The 20,619-nt window shown below is 69.4% G+C and carries 17 protein-coding genes; 9 read left to right on the top strand and 8 right to left on the bottom strand.

What is annotated here, in order from left to right:
- Positions 1–3: 3 nt before the first annotated feature.
- From NJQ99_RS04855 to NJQ99_RS04840, 4 genes are all read right to left on the bottom strand, one after another.
- Complete coding sequence (locus NJQ99_RS04855) at positions 4–1,032, bottom strand: branched-chain amino acid ABC transporter permease (RefSeq protein WP_269331664.1); 1,029 nt, start codon at positions 1,030–1,032, stop codon at positions 4–6.
- A gap of 100 nt (positions 1,033–1,132) precedes the next feature.
- Positions 1,133–2,476, bottom strand: coding sequence for a substrate-binding protein (locus NJQ99_RS04850; RefSeq protein WP_269331663.1), 1,344 nt, complete (start codon positions 2,474–2,476; stop codon positions 1,133–1,135).
- Between the two features lie 323 nt (positions 2,477–2,799).
- Positions 2,800–4,272, bottom strand: a complete 1,473-nt coding sequence (locus tag NJQ99_RS04845) for an aldehyde dehydrogenase family protein (RefSeq protein WP_269331662.1) — start codon at positions 4,270–4,272, stop codon at positions 2,800–2,802.
- 74 nt (positions 4,273–4,346) lie between these two features.
- Complete coding sequence (locus NJQ99_RS04840) at positions 4,347–5,195, bottom strand: hypothetical protein (RefSeq protein WP_269331661.1); 849 nt, start codon at positions 5,193–5,195, stop codon at positions 4,347–4,349.
- 186 nt (positions 5,196–5,381) lie between these two features.
- Here NJQ99_RS04840 and NJQ99_RS04835 point away from each other — a divergent pair, with 186 nt between their 5' ends.
- The 6 genes from NJQ99_RS04835 to NJQ99_RS04810 all read left to right on the top strand — a co-directional run bounded on the left by NJQ99_RS04835 (position 5,382) and on the right by NJQ99_RS04810 (position 13,075).
- The gene (locus NJQ99_RS04835) at positions 5,382–6,266 is read left to right on the top strand and encodes an ImuA family protein (protein ID WP_269331660.1); all 885 of its coding nucleotides are present in this window, start codon (positions 5,382–5,384) and stop codon (positions 6,264–6,266) included.
- Positions 6,151–7,776 carry a Y-family DNA polymerase gene (locus NJQ99_RS04830; protein ID WP_269331659.1) on the top strand — a complete coding sequence of 542 codons (1,626 nt, stop codon included), beginning with the start codon at positions 6,151–6,153 and terminating at the stop codon, positions 7,774–7,776. The genes NJQ99_RS04835 and NJQ99_RS04830 overlap by 116 nt, the downstream gene beginning before the upstream one ends.
- On the top strand, positions 7,773–11,048 hold the full coding sequence (locus NJQ99_RS04825) for an error-prone DNA polymerase (protein ID WP_269331658.1): 3,276 nt from the start codon (positions 7,773–7,775) through the stop codon (positions 11,046–11,048). Before NJQ99_RS04830 ends, NJQ99_RS04825 begins: the two co-directional genes overlap by 4 nt.
- Positions 11,049–11,136: 88 nt before the next feature.
- Entirely contained in the window at positions 11,137–11,859 is a 723-nt protein-coding gene (locus NJQ99_RS04820) for a DUF6134 family protein (RefSeq protein WP_269331657.1), read from the top strand.
- The gene (locus tag NJQ99_RS04815; protein ID WP_269331656.1) at positions 11,856–12,638 is read left to right on the top strand and encodes an SDR family NAD(P)-dependent oxidoreductase; all 783 of its coding nucleotides are present in this window, start codon (positions 11,856–11,858) and stop codon (positions 12,636–12,638) included. The genes NJQ99_RS04820 and NJQ99_RS04815 overlap by 4 nt, the downstream gene beginning before the upstream one ends.
- Positions 12,635–13,075, top strand: a complete 441-nt coding sequence (locus NJQ99_RS04810; protein WP_269331655.1) for a nuclear transport factor 2 family protein — start codon at positions 12,635–12,637, stop codon at positions 13,073–13,075. The genes NJQ99_RS04815 and NJQ99_RS04810 overlap by 4 nt, the downstream gene beginning before the upstream one ends.
- Positions 13,076–13,079: 4 nt before the next feature.
- Here NJQ99_RS04810 and NJQ99_RS04805 read toward each other — a convergent pair whose 3' ends face one another.
- Genes NJQ99_RS04805 through NJQ99_RS04790 form a run of 4 tightly spaced genes read right to left on the bottom strand, consistent with a single transcriptional unit; the run spans position 13,080 to position 17,176 of the window.
- Positions 13,080–13,670, bottom strand: a complete 591-nt coding sequence (locus NJQ99_RS04805; protein WP_269331654.1) for a DUF3833 domain-containing protein — start codon at positions 13,668–13,670, stop codon at positions 13,080–13,082.
- Between the two features lie 19 nt (positions 13,671–13,689).
- Positions 13,690–15,015: an MFS transporter gene (locus NJQ99_RS04800; protein ID WP_269331653.1), complete on the bottom strand. Its 1,326-nt coding sequence runs from the start codon at positions 15,013–15,015 to the stop codon at positions 13,690–13,692.
- Positions 15,012–15,827, bottom strand: a complete 816-nt coding sequence (locus NJQ99_RS04795) for a DUF1365 domain-containing protein (RefSeq protein WP_269331652.1) — start codon at positions 15,825–15,827, stop codon at positions 15,012–15,014. Before NJQ99_RS04795 ends, NJQ99_RS04800 begins: the two co-directional genes overlap by 4 nt.
- The gene (locus tag NJQ99_RS04790; RefSeq protein ID WP_269331651.1) at positions 15,824–17,176 is read right to left on the bottom strand and encodes an NAD(P)/FAD-dependent oxidoreductase; all 1,353 of its coding nucleotides are present in this window, start codon (positions 17,174–17,176) and stop codon (positions 15,824–15,826) included. Before NJQ99_RS04790 ends, NJQ99_RS04795 begins: the two co-directional genes overlap by 4 nt.
- A gap of 279 nt (positions 17,177–17,455) precedes the next feature.
- On the opposite strand from NJQ99_RS04790, the gene NJQ99_RS04785 reads away from it, so the two are divergent.
- From NJQ99_RS04785 to NJQ99_RS04775, 3 genes are all read left to right on the top strand, one after another.
- Positions 17,456–18,013 (top strand): sigma-70 family RNA polymerase sigma factor, encoded by a 558-nt coding sequence (locus NJQ99_RS04785; RefSeq protein ID WP_269331650.1) that lies wholly within the window; start codon positions 17,456–17,458, stop codon positions 18,011–18,013.
- A complete protein-coding gene (locus NJQ99_RS04780; protein WP_269331649.1) occupies positions 18,010–18,669 on the top strand; it encodes a ChrR family anti-sigma-E factor in 660 nt (219 codons plus the stop codon). The genes NJQ99_RS04785 and NJQ99_RS04780 overlap by 4 nt, the downstream gene beginning before the upstream one ends.
- Positions 18,670–18,787: 118 nt before the next feature.
- Positions 18,788–20,575: a monovalent cation:proton antiporter-2 (CPA2) family protein gene (locus NJQ99_RS04775; protein WP_269331648.1), complete on the top strand. Its 1,788-nt coding sequence runs from the start codon at positions 18,788–18,790 to the stop codon at positions 20,573–20,575.
- Positions 20,576–20,619 lie beyond the last annotated feature (44 nt).

Genomic DNA, 20,619 nt, shown 5'->3' with positions numbered 1-20,619 from the left:
GCGTCAGTCCTCCATGACACCCTTGCGGCCCATGAGACCGCGCGGCCGCGTCAGCAGGATGACGACGGCCACAAGATAGATGATGATCTGGTCGATGCCGGGCAGGATCGCCTTGACCTCGTTCATGGCGGCGAAACTCTGCAGGACGCCCAGAAGGAAGCCCGCGGCGACAGCGCCCGGCAGCGAGCCCATGCCCCCCACGACGACCACCACGAAGCAGAGCACGAGGAAGTCCATGCCCATGTGGTAGTCGGGCGACAGGATCGGCGCATACATCACGCCCGCAAGTCCGGTCACCACGGCGGCGAAGCCGAACATGGCCGTGAAGCGCTTGTCGATGTTGATGCCGAGCAGGCCCACCGTCTCCCGGTCCGCCATGCCCGCGCGGACCACCATCCCGAAGGTCGTGTACTGCAGGAATGCAAAGACGGCGGACACCACGGCCGCGGCGAAAACGAAATATATGAACCGCCAGTAGGGATAGACGATCACGCCCGGGTCGAAGCCGATCATCGTGCCCACGTCCAGCGCGCCCTGTAGCGCCTGCGGCGCGGGCTGCGGGATCGGATTGGCGCCGAACAGCGCCTTCACGATCTCCTGCAGGACGATCGCGAGGCCGAACGTCACGAGGATCTGGTCGGCATGGGGGCGCTTGTAGAAGTGCTTGATGAGGCCCCGCTCCATCGCGATGCCCGCCAGCAGCATCACCGGCAGCGCCAGCAGGATCGCCACGGGCACCGAATAGTCCTGCAGCACCAGGCCGAAATCGCCGAACCACTCCTGCACATAATAGGTGTGGATCTCCTTCGGCGTGCCCCAGGGCGTCTTCTCGGTCTCGCTGAGGACCACTTTCGACAGGGTCAGCGTCTTCTGGACCACGACCGCGCAGAAGGCGCCGATCATGAACAGCGCGCCGTGCGCGAAGTTCACGACGCCCAATGTTCCGAAGATCAGGGTCAGGCCAAGGGCGATGAGCGCATAGGCGCTGCCCTTGTCGAGCCCGTTCAGGATTTGCAGAAGGACCGCGTCCATGCCCCTACCCGCTCAAGGTTTGCCGCGCATCCGCCGCCCGATGCGGCTGGACAAGGCCGGCCGCCCGGACCCCCGGGCGGCCGCAGTCATGGAAGGACGATCAGGCGCCCGCGCTGCAGGTGCCGAGGTTGCCGCCCGCGAACATCGGATGATCCGGCGGATAGGTGACCTGCGCGGCCGGCGTGACGTCGACGACTTCCAGCAGGTCGAACTGCGATTCCGGGTTCTCCTTGCCCTTCACCACGAGTACGTCCTTGAAGCACTGGTGGTCTTCGGCCCGGTAGAGGGTCGGACCGTTGCCCATGCCGTCGAACTCGAACCCTTCCAGCGCCTTGACGACACCACAGGGGTTGAACGTGCCCGCCCGCTCGCACGCATCCGCATAGAGCAGCGTCTGCACGTAGCAGGTATGGGCCGCCTGGCTCGGCGGGAAGCCGTATTCCTGGCCGAAGGACTTCACGAAGGCCTTGCTGCCCTCGTCCTGCAGGGACCAGTGCCAGTTGGTCGAGCCGAAGATGCCCTTCACGTTCTTGCCGGCACCCTGCGCCATGAGGCGCGAGTAAAGCGGCACGACGATCTCGAGTTTCTTGCCGTTGACCATCTTGTCGCGCATACCGAACTGCACCGCCTGGGTCAGCGAGTTGACCATGTCGCGGCCGTAGTGATTGAGGATCAGCACGTCCGCGCCGGAATTCAGCACCGGCGTCAGGTACTGCGAGAAGTCGCCCGCGCCGAGGGGCGTGCGGACCTTCGCCACCGTCTCCCAGCCGAGGCCCTCGGTCGCGGCCGCGATCGATTCTTCCTGCGTCCAGCCCCAGGTGTAGTCGGCGGTCAGGTGATAGGCCTTGCGGTCGGAGCCGTAGTTGGCCTTCAGCACCGGTGCGAGCGCCGCGCCCGACATGTAGGCGTTGAAGAAGTGCCGGAAGCCGTTCGCCTTCTTGTCCTTGCCCGTCGTGTCGTTGGAGTGCGTGAGGCCCGCCATGAAGATGACGCCCGCCTCCTGGCAGAGGCCCTGCACCGCGATCGCGACGCCCGAGGACGAGCCGCCGGTGATCATCACCGCGCCGTCCTTCTGAATCATCGACTGGGCCGAGGCGCGCGCGGCGTCCGACTTCGTTTGCGTGTCGCCGGTCACATAGGCGACCTTCTTGCCGAGGATGCCGTTGCCCTTCAGCACCTTCGAGGAGAAGGTGTTGAGCATCCCGCCATCGCCCTCGCCATTGAGGTGCTTGACGGCAAGCTGATAGGCGCGCAGCTCGTCAGCGCCCTCGTCGGCATAGGCGCCCGTCTGCGGAACGTTGAAGCCCAGCGTCACGGTGCCGCCCTTGGGCTCGTTCGTGTAGGCGCGCGCCGCGCTCGTGAAGATCGTCGGCATGGCAAGGCCGGCGCCCACGATGGCGCTGGTCTTCAGCAGACCGCGGCGATTGATCGTGAATTCAGACATGACGTCCTCCCTCAGGTTCTTGTCGAGCAGACGCGCACGCGAAAGCTCCTGGGTTCTGACCCGTCAGGCAACGTCCCGAAAAACACCCGGTGAGGCAATGATACTAATGTATTGAAAGGTCTATATTTTGCAGCGCACAATTATGCGACGATCAACATGCGCCATAAGGCTTAATACGAAAGTTTTATTTACACCATTTGCCCCCATTTATTGGCGCTTGCGATGCAGCGCCTATCTCGCGCATGCAAAAGGGCCTCGCGGTGCGACACCCGCGAGGCCCTCCAAATGCTCGTCTGTCGGGTCCGGGCCGTCCCGCTCCGCGGTCAGGCCGCGGCCGGATCCCAGCCGGAGACCGCCTTCACCTCGAGGAAGTCCTTGAGCCCCTCGACGCCGCCCTCGCGGCCGTTGCCGGACTGCTTGTAGCCGCCGAACGGGCTACCCGAGGCGCGCCCCGCACCGTTGATCTGGACCATGCCGGCGCGCAGCTTGCGGGCCACCTTCTGGGCCCGGGCCTGGTCGCCGCTCTGCACATAGGAGGCAAGGCCGTAGACCGTGTCGTTGGCGATGGCGATGGCTTCGTCCTCGCTCTCGAACGGGATGATCGAGAGCACGGGACCGAAGATCTCCTCCCGCGCGATGGTCATGTTGTTGCTGACGTCCGCAAAGACGGTCGGGCGCACGAAATAGCCGCGGTTGAAGCCCTCGGGCCGGCCGGGGCCGCCGGCGACGAGGCGCGCACCCTCCTCGATGCCCTTCCGGATCAGGTCCTGCACCTTGTCGAACTGCGCCTGGCTGACCAGCGGGCCGATGTGGTTTCCGTCCTCCGACGGCTCGCCCACCTTCGTCGCCTCGGCGGTCCTTGCCGCCACCTCGACCGCACGGTCGTAGATCGGACGCTCGACCAGCATCCGGGTCGGCGCGTTGCACGACTGCCCGGTGTTCTGGAAGCAGTGCGCGGCACCGCGCGCGACGGCCTTGTCCACGTCGACGTCGGCGAAGACGATGTTCGGGCCCTTGCCGCCCAGTTCCAGCGAGACGCGCTTGATCGTGTCGGCGGCGGCCTTGCTGACCGCGGTTCCCGCGCGGGTCGAGCCCGTCAGCGACATCATGTCGACGTCGGGATGGCGGGCCAGCGCCTCGCCCACGCCGGGCCCGTCGCCGTTCACGAGGTTGAAGACACCTGCAGGCACGCCCGCCTCGTCGAGCATCTCGGCGAACAGCAGGGAGGAGAGCGGCGCCACCTCCGACGGCTTCAGCACCATGGTGCAGCCCGCGAGAAGCGCCGGCACGACCTTCAGCGTGACCTGGTTCATCGGCCAGTTCCACGGCGTGATGAGGCCGCAGACGCCGATCGGCTCATAGACGATGTGCTCGGCCTCCGCGCCTTCGCGCAGCGGGTGCTCCCACACGAAGGTCTTGGCCACGCGCAGGAAGGCCTTGATGTGGCCGAGGCCGGCTGCGGCCTGCGCGTTGGTGGCGAGCTTCATCGGCGCGCCCATCTCCTGCGAGATCGCCTGCGCCATCTCGCCCGAACGGCGCTCGTAGACGGCCGCCAGCTTCTCCACCAGCGCGATGCGTTCGGCCGGATCGGTGTAGCCCCAGGTCTGGAACGCGCGCTTCGCCGCAGCGACCGCCTTGTCGACGTCGGCCTGTCCGCCGAGCGCGATGGTGGCGCACGCCTCCTCCGTCGCGGGATTGATGACGTCGAGCGTCTTGCCCGTGGTGGACGTCACCCAGGCGCCGTCGATGTAGAATTCAGTCGTCCTCGTCATGTGCGTTTCGCCCTTCTTCTTCATGTTTCGCCCGGGCCCGCCGGCTGTCAGGCGGCGCGCCTGTCCGCTCGGTCCCGGGCCCTGTCTCCGGCGCGGGATCAGTAGGCGTCGTTGTGCTTGGCGCCGAACTCCGGAAAGTCCTCCGACAGCCATGCAACGATCAGGCTGTCGCGCACGATCTCCGGCCCGGTGATCAACTCGCGCCCGTGCAGGCTGATGCGGTCGGGCAGGTCGTTGACGGCGAAGGTCGCCGCGCTGTTCGGACGGAAGGGAAAGCGCTTCACCTCCTCGAACCGGCGGCCCATCAGCCGCTGCAGCGCGGACGTGCGCCGGTAGACCGAGGTGCCCAGATCCTCCGGCATGCCCGGGTCGGCGAGATAAAACATCATCGTCACGACACGCGGCGGCCCGTCCGGGTGCGGCTTCAGCTTGTACTCGGCGAAGTCGCGCACGAGCATGGCGGTAGGCCACGCCTGCTTGTCCGTCACCTCCTCCGGACGGCAGCCCAGGCGGCGCGCGACGTCGCCTGCGAGCTTCGCATAGACCGCCTGCTGCACCGTCACGGACATCAGCGCGTCGGTCACGTCCTGCCAGAAGGCGCGCGCCTCGGCATCCGGGATGCGCGCGATCTCTCCCTCCGACAGGCGCAGGCGATCGCGCGTGGAGGTGCCTTGCGCGTTCTTCCAGCGCTTGATGTTGAGCGGCAGATAGGCCTCGCGCGGCGGCATCCGGCGGCGCATCTCCGCATAGATGTCGGCGGGGAAGGCGTCCTCCAGGTAGAAGTTCTCGTAGGGCACATCCTCCACGGCCACGCCGGCGACGCGGGCGGCCACGTGCTCCGCGATGCGGCGGGCGCGCGGGCTCAGCGTGTCGAGCGGCTTGAGCGCGGCGGCTCGTTCCTTTGTGGCGGCAGCCGGTTCGGCATGGGCCACGGACGCATCGGCCATGACCGGTGTCCTTCGGCAAGGGATCTGACGTCGTTCTGAATAGCAGACTCAGCGCGGCGGCGTCCACCGCGGCCACCCTTTGGGCACCCTCGCCCCCCGAGGGTGCCTCTGCCGTCTTGACAGGCGCGTGCGGCCTCGTTTCAATGAGAACATATTAGGAACACGAAGGGCGCGCAGGAACCGGCCATGGAGGTTGCGGACACAGGCGAGGGCAAGGGCAAGGGCAAGGGCACGCGCCCAGGCACGCGCGCGGCGCTTCAGGCCGCCGTCACCCGCATCGGGGCGTCGCCACGCGCGGAAGGCAGCGACGGGCCGGACCACCTCTCCCTGGGTTGCGCGGCGGCGGATGCAGCGCTCGGCGGCGGGCTCGCGCGCGGCACGCTGCACGAGGTCTATGGCGCGGAGGCGTCGGAAACGGCGGCCCCGCTCGGCTTTGCCGTGGCGCTGGCGGCGCGTCTCACAGGCGGCGGTTCCGGCCAGGCGGCGGTGTGGGTGCGCGACGCGATGACGGAGGCGGAGGCCGGGCGGCTCAACCCCGCGGGGCTCGCCGACCTCGGCCTCGACCCGGGCTGCGTCGTCCTGGTGCGGGCGAAGGACGTGCGCGGCGTGCTGCGCGCGGGCGAGGAGGCGCTGGCCTGCCCCGGTGTCGGGGCGGCGATCCTCGACCTCTGGGGCGAGGCGCGGCTCTACGGCCTCACGGCGACGCGGCGGCTGGGGCTCGCGGCGGGGCGGACGGGCGCGACGGCGATCGCCCTGCGGCTCGGCGCCGAACCGGGGCCCAGCGCGGCGGCGACACGCTGGCGGATCCGCGCAGGCCCCTCGGCGGACAGCGTGGCGGGCGCGCCGGGACGCCCCGCGTTCGAGGCCGCGCTCACCCGCAACCGGGCGGGGCCGTCAGGAACATGGATTCTGGACTGGGACAGCGATGGCGGACGCTTCCGCGACATCGAGGCGCATGCTCGCCCTGTGGTTTCCGGACCTGCCGGCCGACCGGCTGCGGCGGCGGGACCGGGGGGCGCATGGGGAGACGCCCGTGCACCCCTCTTCCGGCCTCTCAGGCGCGCAGGATGAGGCGCGCGCGGACAAAACGGACGCAAGGGCCGCCGCCCACCCCCTCGTCTTCGTGGCGAAGGCCGGCGGCGCGCTGCGCATCGCGGCGGCGGACCGGGCGGCGCGCGCACTGGGGCTCCTCCCCGGCATGGCGCTGGCCGACGCGCGCGCGCGGCATCCGGACATCCGCACCGCCGACCACGATCCGGCGGCCGACTGCGCCTGCCTCGACGCGGTAGCGGACTGGTGCGACCGCTACACCCCGCTCGTGGCGCTGGACGGCGCGGACGGGCTGACGCTCGACATCACGGGCTGCGCGCACCTCTTCGGCGGCGAGACGGCGCTGCTGCAACAGGCGCTGCGGGCGCTCCTCCGGCAGGGCTTCGCGGTGCGCGCGGCCATTGCGGGCAACGGACCCGCGGCCCATGCGCTTGCCCGGTTCGGGGGCGGAGATTCGGGGACATCCTCGGCCCCCATCGTGCCGCCGGGCGGCGAGGCGGAGGCCGTGCGCCCCCTCCCCGTCGCGGCCTTGCGGGCGGAGGCGGAGACGCAGGCCGCGCTGCACCGCATGGGGCTCCACGCCATCGGGGAACTGGCGGACCGCCCGCGTGCGCCCCTCGCCGCGCGGTTCGGGGCGGATCTCGTGGACCGGCTCGACGCGCTCCTCGGCCGGACCCGTCCGCCCATCGCGCCGCGCCGGCCCGCGCCCCTGATGACGGCAGAGCGGCGCTTCGCCGAGCCGCTCACGGACATCGACGCGCTGCTCGCCACGCTGGCCATGCTCGCCGGCGACCTGAAGGACATGCTGGAGGGCCGCGGCCAAGGCGCGCGCGCGCTGGAGGCCGCGTTCTTCCGCGCAGACGGGCAGGTCCGGCGCTGCACGGTGGAGACGGCGCGCGCCTTGCGCGATCCAGACGTGATGGCGCGGCTCTTCCGGGAGCGGCTGGAGGCGCTCGCCGATCCGCTCGACCCCGGCTTCGGCTTCGACACGATCCGCCTTGCCGTGCTGCGCGCCGCGCCCTTCGGCACCCGGCAGGAGACGCTGGCCGGGCGCACCGATACCGCCGACGACCTCGCCGCCCTGGTGGAGCGGCTGGCCGCGCGCGTCGGGCGCACCCATGTCCTGCGCTTTACCCGCCGCGACACCCATGTGCCGGAGCGTGAGGCGCTGGCGCTGAGCGCACTCGACACAGGCGCCCTGCCCGCCTGGCCGCGCCGGCGCGAGGCGGGCGCGCCGCCCCTGCGCCCCCTTTGCCTGTTCGATCCGCCGCAGCCGGTGGAGACGCTGGCGGCCGTGCCGGACGGGCCGCCGATCCGCTTCCGCTGGCGGCGCGTGGTGCACGACGTGGTGCGCGCGGAGGGGCCGGAGCGGATCGCGCCCGAATGGTGGCACGCCGCCGACGGCGACCTGACGCGCGACTATTTCCGCGTGGAGGATGCGCGCGGACGGCGCTTCTGGCTGTTCCGCGCAGGCCTCTATGGCCACGAGACCATGCGCCCGCGCTGGTACCTGCACGGGCTCTTCGCATGAGTACGCCGTCCTCCCTCCCGCCCCGCTTCGCCGAACTTGCCGCGGCGAGCAATTTCTCCTTCCAGCACGGCGCCTCGCACCCGGAGGAGATGGTGGCCGAAGCCCTGCGCCTCGGCCTTTCCGGTATCGGGATCGCCGACCGCAACACGCTGGCGGGCGCGGTGCGCGCGCACATGGCCTGGCGCGAGACGGGCGCGCGGGAGAAGGGCCTGAAACTCGCGGTGGGCGCCCGCCTCGTCTTCCGCGACGGCACTCCGGACGTGATCGCATACCCGGAGGACCGGACCGCCTATGGCCGCCTCTGCCGCCTGCTGACGCACGGCAACCGGCGCGCGCCCAAGGGGGAATGTCATCTCGACCTCCCCGACCTGCTGGCGTGGGCCGACGGCCTGTCGCTGATCCTCATGCCGCCCGAGAAGCCGGGCAGGGAGACGCCGGAAACGCTCGCCACGCTGACGGCGGCGCGGCCCGGCGCGGTCTGGCTGGCAGCCCCCTTGCGCATGGGCGGCGAGGACCGCCGCCGCCTCGCCCGGCTGCGGGAGATTGCGGCTGCGGCGGGCGTGCCCCTGCTCGCGACCCATGACGCGCTCTACCACGCGCCGGAACGCCGCCCGTTGCACGACGTGCTGACCTGCGTGTGCCTGCACACCACGCTCGACGCGGCCGGAACGCGGCTCGCCCCCCACGCCGAGCGCCACCTGAAGACGCCCGCCGAGACCGCGCGGCTCTACGCGGACCTTCCCGAGGCCGTGGGCGAAAGCCTGCGCCTGCTCGACCGGCTTCATTTCTCGCTGGAGGAGTTGCGCTACCAGTATCCGGACGAGGCCCGCGCCGGGTTCGGGAGCGCGCAGGCCGCGCTCGAACATTTCGCGCGCGAGGGGGCGCGGCGGCGCTATCCCGCGGGCGTGCCGGCGGCGGTGGCGGCGACGATGGAGCGGGAACTGGCGCTGATCGGCCGGCTCGGCTACGCACCCTATTTCCTGACCGTCCACGACATCGTGTGCTTCGCGCGGCGCGAGGGAATTCTCTGCCAGGGCCGCGGATCGGCTGCGAATTCCGTCGTCTGCTTCTGCCTCGGCATCACGGAGGTCGATCCCATCGAACACGACCTGCTGTTCGAACGCTTCATCTCCGCCGCGCGCGGGGAGCCGCCCGACATCGACGTGGATTTCGAGCATCAGCGGCGCGAGGAGGTGCTGCAATACATCTACCGCCGCTATGGACGGGCGCGGGTGGCGCTGACCTCGACCGTGGTGACCTATGGCGCGCGCATGGCGGTGCGCGACGTGGGCCGCGCCTTCGGGCTGAGCGAGGACACGCTGTCGGCGCTGTCGGGCTCGGTCTGGGGCTGGTCGCGCGAGGGCGTGGACGCGGAGGACGCCGCCCGCGCCGGTCTCGACGCCGCCGACCCGCGCCTCGCGCTGGTGCTGGCGCTGGCGCGCGACCTGATCGGCTTTCCCCGGCATCTCTCGCAGCACACAGGCGGCATGGTGATCGCGCGCGACCGGCTGGACGAACTTGTCCCCATCCAGAACGCGGCGATGGAGGACCGCACGGTCATCGAGTGGAACAAGGACGACCTGGAGGCGCTGGATTTCCTCAAGGTGGATATCCTGGGCCTCGGGATGCTGAGCGCGCTGAGGCGGTTTTTCACATTCATGTCAGAGGAGTACGGGCAAGACCTCACGCTCGCCACGATCCCGAAGGAGGAGCCCGCCGTCTACGAGATGCTGTGCCGGGCGGACAGCGTGGGCCTCTTCCAGGTGGAAAGCCGGGCGCAGCAGAACATGCTGCCGCGGCTGAAACCGCGGCGGTTCTTCGACCTGGTGGTGGAGGTGGCGATCGTGCGCCCCGGCCCGATCCAGGGCGACATGGTGCATCCCTATCTGCGCCGCCGCCAGGGCATCGACCCGGTCGCCTACCCCTCCCGCGAGCTGGAGGAGGTGCTGGGCCCGACGCTCGGCGTGCCGCTGTTCCAGGAACAGTGCATGAAGATCGCCATCGTGGCCGCGGGCTTCACGCCGGAGGAAGCCGACCGCCTGCGCCGCGCCATGGCAACCTTCAAGCGGGTCGGGACGATCCACACCTTCTTCGACAAGATGGTCGAGGGGATGGCCGAACGCGGCTATGACCGCGCCTTCGCCGAGCAGTGCTTCCGCCAGATCGAGGGCTTCGGCACCTATGGCTTTCCCATGTCGCACGCGGCGAGCTTCGCGCTGCTGGTCTATGCGTCGGCCTGGGCGAAGTGCCGCTATCCGGACGTCTATCTCGCCGCGATGCTGAACGCGCAGCCGCTGGGCTTCTATGCGCCCGCGCAACTGGTCCGCGACGCGCGCGAGCACGGGGTCGCGGTGCGTGCCGTGGACGTGAACGCGAGCGGGGTGGAGGCGACGCTCGAACCGCTCGCGCCGAAGGACCGCCCAGAGAACGGTGCGGCGCCCCACCCGCGCTTCGCCTGGATGGCGGTAGAGATGCGGACCGCGCGCGCCGTGCGCCTGGGCTTCGCCACCGTGCGGGGGCTTGGGGACGCGGCGGCCGAGGCGCTCGTCGCGCACCGGGGCGCGGGTTACGACAGCGTGCGCGACGTGTGGCTGCGCACGGGACTGTCGCCCGCCGCGCTCGAACGCCTGGCGGAGGCGGATGCGTTCGCGGGCCTCGGCCTCGCGCGGCGCGATGCGCTCTGGGCCGTGCGGGGGCTGGGGCGGACGGGGGATGCCGACGACCTGCCGCTGCTGCGGGCGTTGTCGGGCCCCGCGCGCGAGCCAGACGCAGCCCTGCCGCCCATGCCGCCCGGCCAGCAGGTGGCGGAGGACTATCGTCACCTGGGCCTGAGCCTGCGCGCGCACCCGGTGAGCTTCCTGCGCGGCCGCCTCGCCGGCCTGCGCGCCCAGCCCGCCGAGGCGCTGGAGCGGATGCGCGACGGGACGCTGACGGCGGCGGCGGGCCTCGTCCTGGTGCGTCAGCGTCCCGGTTCCGCGCGGGGCGTGATCTTCCTCACGCTGGAGGACGAGACGGGCACGGTGAACGTGATCGTCTGGCCCAAGCTCTTCGAGGCGTACCGGGCCGAGACGTTGGGCGCGCGCCTGCTGGTCGTGCGCGGGCGGCTGCAGTCGGAGGCGGGCATCGTTCACCTGATCGCGGAGAAACTGGAGGACGCGAGCGACCTGCTGGCCACGCTGGGCGAGGCGCACACGCGGGTCCAGAGCCTCGCCCACGCCGACGAGGTGAAGCGCCCGGTCCGCGCCATGCCGCGCGGGCGCAACTTCCGGTGAAGGCGCGTTCCGCTTGCGCACGGGCGCGCCCTCGCACAAACTGTTGGGACATCGTGAACCATGAGCGGGTTCGGCGCGTATCATGTTCATGCGACACACAACCACACGCCTCACCATCGCGACCGCCGGGCTGGCCCTCATGCTCGGTGCGGGGCTTGGTGCGCCCGCGGGCGCGAGCGGCGTGCAGATGGCCTCGCTCGAGGCCGCGCCGCAGGCAGAGCGCACGCAGGACGCGACCGTCTACAGCTTCGACGTCTACCGCGAGGGCAGCCCCATCGGCACGCACACCGTGCGCGTTGAGCGGCTGCCCGACGGACGCCGGCAGGCGCGCGTGACCATCGACCTGAAGGTCAAGCTGGGCTTCATCCCGCTCTACACCTACCGGCACGAGGCCGTGGAGATCGTGGGCCCGGACGGACGGCTCCTCTCCCTCGACGCGCAAACCAACGACAATGGCGAGAAGCTGAGCGTCACCGCCCGGCGCGAGGGCGGCAAGGTCGTGATCGACGGGCCGCAGGGCCGCAAGACCGTGGACGGCGACGTCGTGCCGACGACGTATTGGCGCAATGCATTCGTGGAGGCAGACACGCTTCTCGACACGCAGAACGGCCGCGTGCTGAGCGTCACCGCCCAGCCGGTGCGCGAGGACACGGTCGGCACGGGCGAGATGCGCCGCCGGGCGATGGAATGGAAGCTCTCTGGCGACCTCGACCTCGACATCTGGTACACGCCATCCGGCGACTGGGCGAAACTCGCCTTCTCGATCGATGGCGACCGCTTCGAATACCGGCCCACCGAACTGCCCCGATGACCACCGGCCTCGCCTGGATCACGGGCGCGAGCAGCGGCCTGGGCCGCGCGCTGGCGCTGAAGATGGCGCACGAGGGGTGGCGCGTCGCGATCACCGCGCGCTCCGAGGGAGCACTGGCAGAGGTAGCCGGAGAAGCCGCACACGGACGCATCGTCCCCTACCCCTGCGACACGACCGACGCGAACGCCATGGCCGATACCGTCGCGCGGATCGAGGCGGACCTGGGCGCCATCGACATCGCCGTCTTCAACGCGGGCACGCACCAGCCGGTGCACGCGGCCGACCTCGAGGCGGACACGTTCCGCAAGCTTGTCGAGGTCAATGTGTTCGGCACGCTCAACGGCTTCCTGCCCGTGTTCGCCGCGATGAAGGCGCGCCGCGTGGGTCAGATCGCGGTCGTGGCCTCGGTCGCGGGATACAGAGGATTGCCGACCTCGGCGGCCTATGGCCTGACCAAGGCGGGGCTGATCAATTTCACCGAGGCGCTGCGCCCCGAGGCGGAGATGATGGGAATTCGTCTGCAACTCGTCTGCCCCGGTTTCGTGAAGACGCCGCTGACCGCCAGGAACGATTTCCCCATGCCCTTCCTGATCGAGGTGGAAGACGCCGCCGACGCCTTCTACAAGGGGCTGATGTCGGACCGCTTCGAGATTGTCTTCCCCCGCGTCTTCGGCTGGCTGATGAAGCTTTACCGTATGCTGCCCTACCCGCTGGCGCTGATGCTCGCCCGCCGCATGGTGCCGGAGGAGGCCGCCAAGGCGGCCCGCGCGACAGCGTGAGCGGCCATGACGCCCGCGCGGCGAAGCTTGGGGCCTATGCCCGGCTGTTCGAGACCCTGAGTCCTGAAACGCTCGGCACGCTCGATACGCTGTGCGCGCCCGACATCCATTTCACCGACCCGTTCAACGACGTGCGCGGGGTGGAGGCGTACAAGCGCATCCTGGCGCACATGTTCGAGGATACGGAGAACCCGCGCTTCGAGGTGCTGGACCAGGCGCTGACCGCGCGCGCGGGCTACATCCGCTGGGTATTCCGCTTCCGCGCGCTCGGCCGCGACTGGGAGATCCCGGGCATGAGCGAGGTGGAGATCGACGCAGGCGGCCGCATCGTCCGCCACCTCGATCACTGGGATTCGGGGGCTGAGTTCTATGCGAAGCTGCCGCTGATCGGCCCGCTCGTGCGTGTCGTGCGCCGCCGCCTGGCGTTGAAGACCTGACGCCCTATTCCGCGGCTGCCGTCTGCATCGGCTCATTCCCCGCGGCAGCCGACAGCTTCTCCGGCTTCACGAAGGCGAGCGACACCTCCCCCAGCGTCAGGCCGAACTTGCTGACCACCGCGCGGTTCAGCAGCGCACCGCCCGGCTGGAGATAGAGCCAGTCGTCGAACTGCACGTTCCAGACGCTTTCGCCCACGGGCAGCGCGAAGGTGTAGCGCCAGTTGAGCGTGTTGCCCTGCGCCTCCCCCTCCGCCGTGCCGACGACGCCGTCCGCGGTTCCGGTGTAGGTGTCGGGGCCGGTCTTGACGATGGTCCAGACGCGCCGCTCCTCCTCCCCGTCGGCATAGACGAAGTCCTCGACGAGGGTCAGGGTCTGCTTGGCCTCGTCCCAGGTGCCGTCGATGGTCACCTCGAACTCGCGGCGCAGATTGCCGAAGCGGTCGTGGAACATGCCCCAGGCGAGCGTGCGGCCCGCGAAATAGTCCTCGATCACCAGGCGCGGCTCGCGGCCCTTGAAGTCCTGAACGTTCATGCCGCCGCACCCTGCGAGAACGAGGGCGAGCAGACCCGCCAGCCCGAGACGAGACCAGGACATGAAATGCTCCCTCTGCCGGTCATGCATGCCGCGCGGCTTCCCCGTCCGTTAGCCGCGCACGGATCTCCGCCTGCGCGGCCGCGTCGATCGGATAGGTCCAGACCACCGCGACGGCGGCGAGTTTCAGAAGCGACGGTCCGAAGGCGTAAAGCAACGCCAGCGCCGTCAGCGCCTGTGGGCCGTTCGCCTCCGCCTCCGGCGCGAAGCCCGCAAGGTCGAGCAGCGGGAAGGCGATGCCGACCGCCAGCGCCAGCGCCAGCTTGGTCGCCATGCCCCACAGCGAGAAATAGAGGCCCGCACGCTCCGTCCCCGTTTCCACCCGGTCGAGGTCGATCACGTCCGCCTGCATCGATGCCGGAAGCGCCAGGTCCGCGCCAAGCCCGATGCCTGTCGCCACGATGATCGCAATGTACCAGCCCACGTCGCCAGGTCCCAGAAGCGGCACGAATGCGAAGATCACGGCCGCCCAGATCATCGAGCCGATCCAGGCGGGTTTCTTTCCCGTGCGCTTGCTGACCCAGACCCACAGCGGCACCGACGCCGCCCCGCACCCGAAATAAATCAGAAGAAGAAGTCCTGACATGTCGGGCACTTGCAGGACATGCTTGACGTACAGGAGAAACAGTGTCGCCGGCAGGCCGTTGGCGCAGCCGTTGAGCACATAGGCCACGAGCAGCTTCACGAACGGCCGGTTGCGCGCCAGCACCCGCACCCCTTGCGACAGGGGTGGCAAGGTCTGCCGATGGGCCGGCGGTTCCGGCACCGAAAGGAAGGTCACGAACAGACATGCCGGTAATACGATGAGAAGGCCCAAAGCGATCAGTTCGAGTGCATCTCCACCCGTCAGGCCGAGTGCTGCGGGCACGCCGACGCCGATCAGGGTGCCTGCGAGCGTGAACCCCTCGCGCCCCGCCGCGAGCGAGGTGCGCCCGTCGTAGTCGTTCGAAAGCTCCGCCCCCCACGCGCTGAACGGCAGGAGGACGAGTGTCAGGCCGAGATAGGCCCCCATGCTCGTGACCAGCAGGTAGAGCGGACCCGCCCCCTCGGGCGGCACGAACAACGCCCAGGTCGAGACGAGCAGGACCGGCGCGCCCGCCGCCATCAGGAGCCGCCTGCGCCCGAAGCGCGTCCGGATATGGTCGGAGAAATAGCCGACGACCGGGTCGGTCCCCATGTCCCACAGCCGCGCGGCGAGAAGGACCGTGCCGACGGCGGCGAGCCCCAGCCCCATGTCCTCGGCATAGAAGGACGGCAGATAGACATAGAGCGGCAAGAGAAGCGCCGCGAGCGGCAGGCCCGGCAGCCCGTAGGCGAGCGCCCGCCCCCAGGTGGCGGGCCGGGTCATTCCGCGGGACCGGCCAGCGCGTCCGGGCCCTTCACCACCTCGACAAGACGCGCGGGCGGTGCGGGCGGGGCGTGATAGCGCGCGCCCTTCAGCCACAGTTTCAGCGCGTGCCAGTGGATGCCGCGCAGCACGCGGAAGGTGAGGTACGGGCAGGCGGCGGCGGCCTTCAGCAACTCCGTGTCCGTCAGAGCCCGGCGCTCGCCGGTGTGCGTGGCGGTGAGGCGCGGCCCCTCCGGTCCGTCGTAGCGGATCATCAGGTTCAGACGCTCCCCCGGAACCGCCGTGCGGAAGGCATAGGTGCCGGCGACGTCGAAGAAGGGCGAGACGTGGAAGGTCTTCTGCGCCGTGTGCCGGTGCGCGGCACCCTCCTCCGGGTCGATGGGCACCAGATAGCCGTGCCGCTGCCCGAAGGTGTTCGACACCTCGTAGAGAATGGCGCGTAAAGCGCCCGTCTCGTCATGGGCGAACCAGGTCGAGAGCGGGTTGAACACGCTGCCGAGTACGCGGGGGAAGCAATGGAGGCGAATGCTCCAGCGTTCGGCGGACAGTCCGGCGCGGGTCAGTTCCTCCACGATCCAGGCCTTGAGCGGCGTGCCGTCGCGCGGTCCGTGATCGCGGTCGCGGAAGGAAAAGGGACGCCGCTTCCCGTGCCCGAAGAGCGAAAGCTCCCGGGTGAGGTCCTCAAGCTCGTCGAGATCGAGCAGGAGAGAATAGACGTTGGCGCGCAACTCGTGCGCCGGCGCGGCATGGCGCCGGTGGATCACCTCGCCCCGGTAGAGTGCCGAGGCGCGCTGGCGTGCGGTTCCGGTCATCCCGTGAGCGCGATCCCTTCCCGCCGGCGCGGCAGGGCGGCGCTGCCCGCCGGGCTCATCTCGCGGATGGCGTCCGCCCACGGCACGGGTGCGCCCAGCGCGGCGGCGACCGCGAAGCCCGCCTGCGCGCCGTCCTCGTGGAACCCGTATCCGCACCATGCGCCGCAATGCCAGATGCCGTCGAGCCCCTGGATCGAGGGCAACTCCCCCTGCCCCTTGAGGGTTTCGCGGTCCATGACCGGATGGCGGTACATGGTGCGCGTGACGACCGTCTCCGGCGCGGGAGGCTTCAGCGGATTGAGCGTCACGAACAGCGGCTTCTGCGTTTCCAGCCCCTGCAGCCGGTTCATCCAGTAGGTCAGCGTGACGTGCCGCGACCGGTCCTCGGCGCCTGCCGAGATATAGTTCCAGCTGGCCCACGCCATGCGGCGCTGGGGCATCAGCGAGGGATCGGTGTGCAGGATCGCGAGATTGGGCTGGAAGCGGAAGCGGCCGAGGACGCCGCGCTCGCTCACCGTCGCGCCCGCGCCCAGAAGGGCCAGCGACTGGTCGGCATGGGTGGCGAGGATCACCTCGTCGAAGGTGTCGCGATGCCCCTGCCGGTCGATCACGACGACGCCCGCGGGCGTGCGGCGCACCTCGGCGACAGGCGTGGCAAGGCGCACCCGCTGGCCGAGGTGGGCGCCCACCTTCTCCACGTAAGACCGGCTGCCGCCCGTGACCGTGCGCCAGCGCGGCCGCTCCCCCAGGTTCAGCAGGCCGTGGTTGACGAAGAAGTTGAGAAACGTCTCCGCCGGAAAATCGAGGATCTTCTCCACAGTCGACGACCAGATCGCGGCTGCCATCGGCAACAAATGGTCCACGGCGAAGGTCTGCGAATAGCCCCCGTCCTCCAGGATATCGCGCAGCGTCGGCGCCTGCGCATCGTGGCGGGCGTCAGGCAACCTTGCCAGCACGGAGGCCCCCGACCGGTAGAAGCGCACCACGTCGGCCAGCATCCGCCAGTAACGCCGGCGCAACAGGTTCGCCGGTTGCGCAACGAGACCGCGGACGTCGCCTGCATATTCGAACGCCCCACCGTCGGCGGAAACGGCAAACGACATGTCGCTCGCCTGCGTCGGTACGCCCAGCGCATCGAAGAAGCGTACGAGGTTGGGATAATTGTGCTCGTTGTAGACGATGAAGCCAGTGTCCACGGGCACCTCGCGCCCGCGGTCCATGACGGTGACGGTGTTGGCATGACCGCCAAGGCGCGGCTCGGCCTCGTAAAGGGCAACGTCGTGCACGCGCGAAAGCGCCCACGCTGCCGACAGACCGCTCACGCCGCTGCCGATGACTGCAATTCTCATACGGGGTACTGCCCTTTCGTCCGGGGGATCGGCGGCCACCCGGAGTGGAGGGCCGGCAACAAGCTCTATCGGAATACGCGCCCCGCGCACAGGCGGATCATACGCGGCTGCGGCCCAAGTGATCCGGCATGCGGGGGCTTGCGTAAAACGGTTCGTTACAAGCGAGGGAAGCGAGGTCGCGTGGACAGCGTGCGGGTTCTCGAACGTCAAGGCCGCCCCGGGATCGGGGTTGCGGGAGGGCGTGTCCTTCCGTCAAATGGCCCGAAGACTTCGGAGACCGTGACCCTGTCCGACGCCTACGACCTTCAATCCCTGATGGCAGCGATTGCGGTGGACCGCGATCGCGGTGCGTTCGCATCGCTGTTCCGCGTGATGGCGCCGCGGATCAAGGCCTATCTGCGTCGCCTCGGCGCCACGGACGAGGTAGCGGAAGACCTGGTTCAGGACGTCATGCTGACGGTTTGGCGCCGGGCAGTTCAGTTCGATCCAGCAAAGGCCTCGGCCAGCACCTGGATCTTCACGATCGCACGGAACCGCCGGATCGACGTGCTGCGGCGGGAACGGCGGCCGGAAATCGACCCGGAAGACCCCGCGCTGGTCGCGGACGCGCCGCCCGCGGCGGACGATGCGCTCGAGGCGGCGGACATGGGAGAGCGGCTGCACAGCGCGATGCAGGGACTTCCAGAAGGTCAGCTTTCGCTTCTGAAGCTCGCCTACTTCGAGGACCTGTCGCACAGCCAGATCGCCGAGCGGATGGACCTTCCGCTCGGCACGGTGAAATCGAGATTACGGCTGGCCACGGCCAGGCTGAAGAGCGTTCTGGAGCATATTGCATGACCGGACCCATCCATCATCCGGGTGAAGACCTGCTTCTGGAGTATGCGGCAGGCTCCATGCCTGAGCCGCTGGCCCTGCTGGTCGCGACGCATCTTACACTGTGCCCCGCGTGCCGTGCGGAGGCCGCGCGCCTCGAGACGCTGGGTGGCGCGATGCTTGAGGAAATCGGACCGGAGCCCGTGTCCGAAAGCCTTCTCGACCGCGTGCTCGACTGCCTTGACGATGCTGCGGAGCTTGCTCCGCAGGCAGGTGCGCGCCCGGCAACAGATGCGCCGTTCGCGGTGCCGATGCCGCTTGCGCGCTATCTTGGGGAAAGCTTCGGCGGACTTGGCTGGCGCTCGATGATCGGCCTGAAGGAGGTCGAGCTCCTGAAGGGCCGGCCGGGCTTCACGACCCGCCTGATGCGCATTGCGCCCGGCGCGGTGATGCCGCGGCACACGCACGAGGGTGCGGAGATGACACTCGTCCTCGCTGGCGGATTCACGGACCGGGGGAATCACTTCGTGCGCGGCGACGTGGCCATCGCCGGTCCGGACGACGACCACCAGCCGGTCGCCGACGCGGACGGGGAGTGCATCTGCCTGGCCGTCACCAGCGCGCCGTTGCGCCTGACGGGCCCGATCGGACGCTATCTCAACCCCTTCATCCGGATCTGAGGGGGCGCGCGGGGGATTTCGCGCGGACGCATCCGCCCTATCTGCAATTGAGCCTTGAATTGTCCGGTCCGGGGCGCAAAACAGGTCTGGTCGCCTGTCCCTGCGCATCGGACCCATAATGTATTTTCTCGGCGAAGCCGCCATCTTTCTCGTCGCAGCGGTGCTGGCCGTGCCGGTATCGAAGCGGCTTGGCCTTGGCTCGATCATCGGCTACCTGGCGGCCGGCGTCCTGATCGGCCCGTTCGGCTTCGGCTTCATCGCGGAGCCCGAGAACATCCTGCATTTCGCCGAGTTCGGGGTGGTCCTTCTCCTCTTCATCATCGGGCTGGAGCTTCAGCCCTCGCGCCTGTGGGTCATGCGGCGCGCGATCCTCGGCGCGGGCGGCGGCCAGATGGCGGCAACCACGCTGGCGCTGGGCGCGATCGGCCTCGCGTTCGGACTGGCGCTGCAGGAGGCGATCATCGTCGGCCTGGCGCTTGCCCTCTCGTCCACCGCCTTCGCACTGCAGATCCTGGCCGAGCGTGGCGAGATGACGACGCGCCAGGGCCGTACGGGCTTTGCCGTCCTCCTGTTCCAGGACCTCGCCGTCATCCCGATCCTTGCGCTCATTCCCTTCCTGACAACGGGGCTCGAACCGGTCGAGGAGATTGCCGATCCGGCCAAGATCGTGCAGGCGCTGGGCGCGCTGTTCGTCGTCGTCGTCGGCGGCCGGTTCATCGTCGGCGCGGCCTACTCCGCGGTCGCGGCGGCGGACGTGCCGGAGGTGCTGACCGCGCTCGCCCTGCTCATCGTGATCGGCACCGCACTTCTGATGGAGTCGGTGGGGCTTTCGATGGGCCTCGGCGCCTTCCTCGCGGGCGTGCTGCTCGCGGACTCCGAGTTCCGCCACCAGGTCGAGACGGACATCGAGCCGTTCAAGGCGCTGCTGCTCGGCCTGTTCTTCATCGCGGTCGGCATGTCGGCGAACATCGATACCGCGCTCGAAGCGCCCGTTGCGGTCATCGGCATCGCGCTCGGCCTGATGCTGCTCAAGGGCACGATCCTCGCGGCTCTCGGCTGGTGGTTCACGCTTGGCAGGCACGGGACGCGCACGCTCGCCATCGGCCTGTCGCAGGGCGGCGAGTTCGCGTTCGTCATCTTCACCGTGGCAATCGCCGAGGGGGCACTTCGCCCGGCCGTCGTGGACATCCTGGTCGTTTCGGTGACGATATCGATGGCGCTGACCCCGCTCGCCTTCCTCCTGCTCGACCTCTACGAGGAATCGCGCAGCCACGAGAAGACAGAGGACGCCGAGGAGGACATGGCGGCGCTGGAGGAAGAGGCCCCGCAGGTCATCATCGCCGGGTTCGGACGGGTCGGGCAGATCGTTGGCCGCATCCTCAAGGCACGCGGCATCCCCTTCGTCGGGCTGGAGAAGGACCCGCGGCAGGTCAAGCTGGTCGCGAGTTTCGGCAACAAGAGCTATTTCGGAGACGCTTCGCGCGTCGACCTGCTGCGGGCGGCGGGTGCGGACAAGGCGGCCGTTTTCGTGCTTGCGGTCGGCAACATGGAGGCCTCGCTGAAGATCGCGGCGACCGTGCGCCAGGCCTTTCCGAAGCTCGAGATCTATGCCCGCGCGATCAACCGGGAGCACGCCTACCGCCTCATGGACCTCGGCGTGCGCCTGATCGAGCGGGAGACCTTCCGCGGCTCGCTGCACCTTGCACGCAGCGTGCTGCGTGGTCTTGGCCTGCCGGACCGGGCGGCTGAACTGACCGTGGACACGTTCCGCCAGCACGACGAGCACCTGCTGGCCACCCACTACGAGATCAAGGACGATTTCGAGAAGCGCCGCCAGCTGACGCGGAAGGCCGCCGACGAGTTGGCCGAACTGATCCAGAAGGACATCGCGGGCAAGGACCGCTGAGCCCGCCCTGCTGCCCTGCCCATGCGTTTTCCCATGCAATGCCC

This window comes from Futiania mangrovi, from assembly GCF_024158125.1.
Classification (GTDB): domain Bacteria; phylum Pseudomonadota; class Alphaproteobacteria; order Futianiales; family Futianiaceae; genus Futiania; species Futiania mangrovi.
Note: the sequence above shows the minus strand (reverse complement) of the source record. Positions and strands in the feature narration are given on the sequence as shown.

Bases quoted from the DNA above. Each gene is read 5' to 3' on its own strand.
- NJQ99_RS04800 (WP_269331653.1), bottom strand. From the start codon at position 15,015: ATGACCCGGCCCGCCACCTGGGGGCGGGCGCTCGCCTACGGGCTGCCG.
- NJQ99_RS04825 (WP_269331658.1), top strand. From the start codon at position 7,773: ATGAGTACGCCGTCCTCCCTCCCGCCCCGCTTCGCCGAACTTGCCGCG.
- NJQ99_RS04855 (WP_269331664.1), bottom strand. From the start codon at position 1,032: ATGGACGCGGTCCTTCTGCAAATCCTGAACGGGCTCGACAAGGGCAGC.
- NJQ99_RS04780 (WP_269331649.1), top strand. From the start codon at position 18,010: ATGACCGGACCCATCCATCATCCGGGTGAAGACCTGCTTCTGGAGTAT.
- NJQ99_RS04790 (WP_269331651.1), bottom strand. From the start codon at position 17,176: ATGAGAATTGCAGTCATCGGCAGCGGCGTGAGCGGTCTGTCGGCAGCG.
- NJQ99_RS04805 (WP_269331654.1), bottom strand. From the start codon at position 13,670: ATGTCCTGGTCTCGTCTCGGGCTGGCGGGTCTGCTCGCCCTCGTTCTC.
- NJQ99_RS04775 (WP_269331648.1), top strand. From the start codon at position 18,788: ATGTATTTTCTCGGCGAAGCCGCCATCTTTCTCGTCGCAGCGGTGCTG.
- NJQ99_RS04845 (WP_269331662.1), bottom strand. From the start codon at position 4,272: ATGAAGAAGAAGGGCGAAACGCACATGACGAGGACGACTGAATTCTAC.
- NJQ99_RS04840 (WP_269331661.1), bottom strand. From the start codon at position 5,195: ATGGCCGATGCGTCCGTGGCCCATGCCGAACCGGCTGCCGCCACAAAG.
- NJQ99_RS04835 (WP_269331660.1), top strand. From the start codon at position 5,382: ATGGAGGTTGCGGACACAGGCGAGGGCAAGGGCAAGGGCAAGGGCACG.
- NJQ99_RS04830 (WP_269331659.1), top strand. From the start codon at position 6,151: ATGCTCGCCCTGTGGTTTCCGGACCTGCCGGCCGACCGGCTGCGGCGG.
- NJQ99_RS04850 (WP_269331663.1), bottom strand. From the start codon at position 2,476: ATGTCTGAATTCACGATCAATCGCCGCGGTCTGCTGAAGACCAGCGCC.
- NJQ99_RS04820 (WP_269331657.1), top strand. From the start codon at position 11,137: ATGCGACACACAACCACACGCCTCACCATCGCGACCGCCGGGCTGGCC.
- NJQ99_RS04815 (WP_269331656.1), top strand. From the start codon at position 11,856: ATGACCACCGGCCTCGCCTGGATCACGGGCGCGAGCAGCGGCCTGGGC.
- NJQ99_RS04795 (WP_269331652.1), bottom strand. From the start codon at position 15,827: ATGACCGGAACCGCACGCCAGCGCGCCTCGGCACTCTACCGGGGCGAG.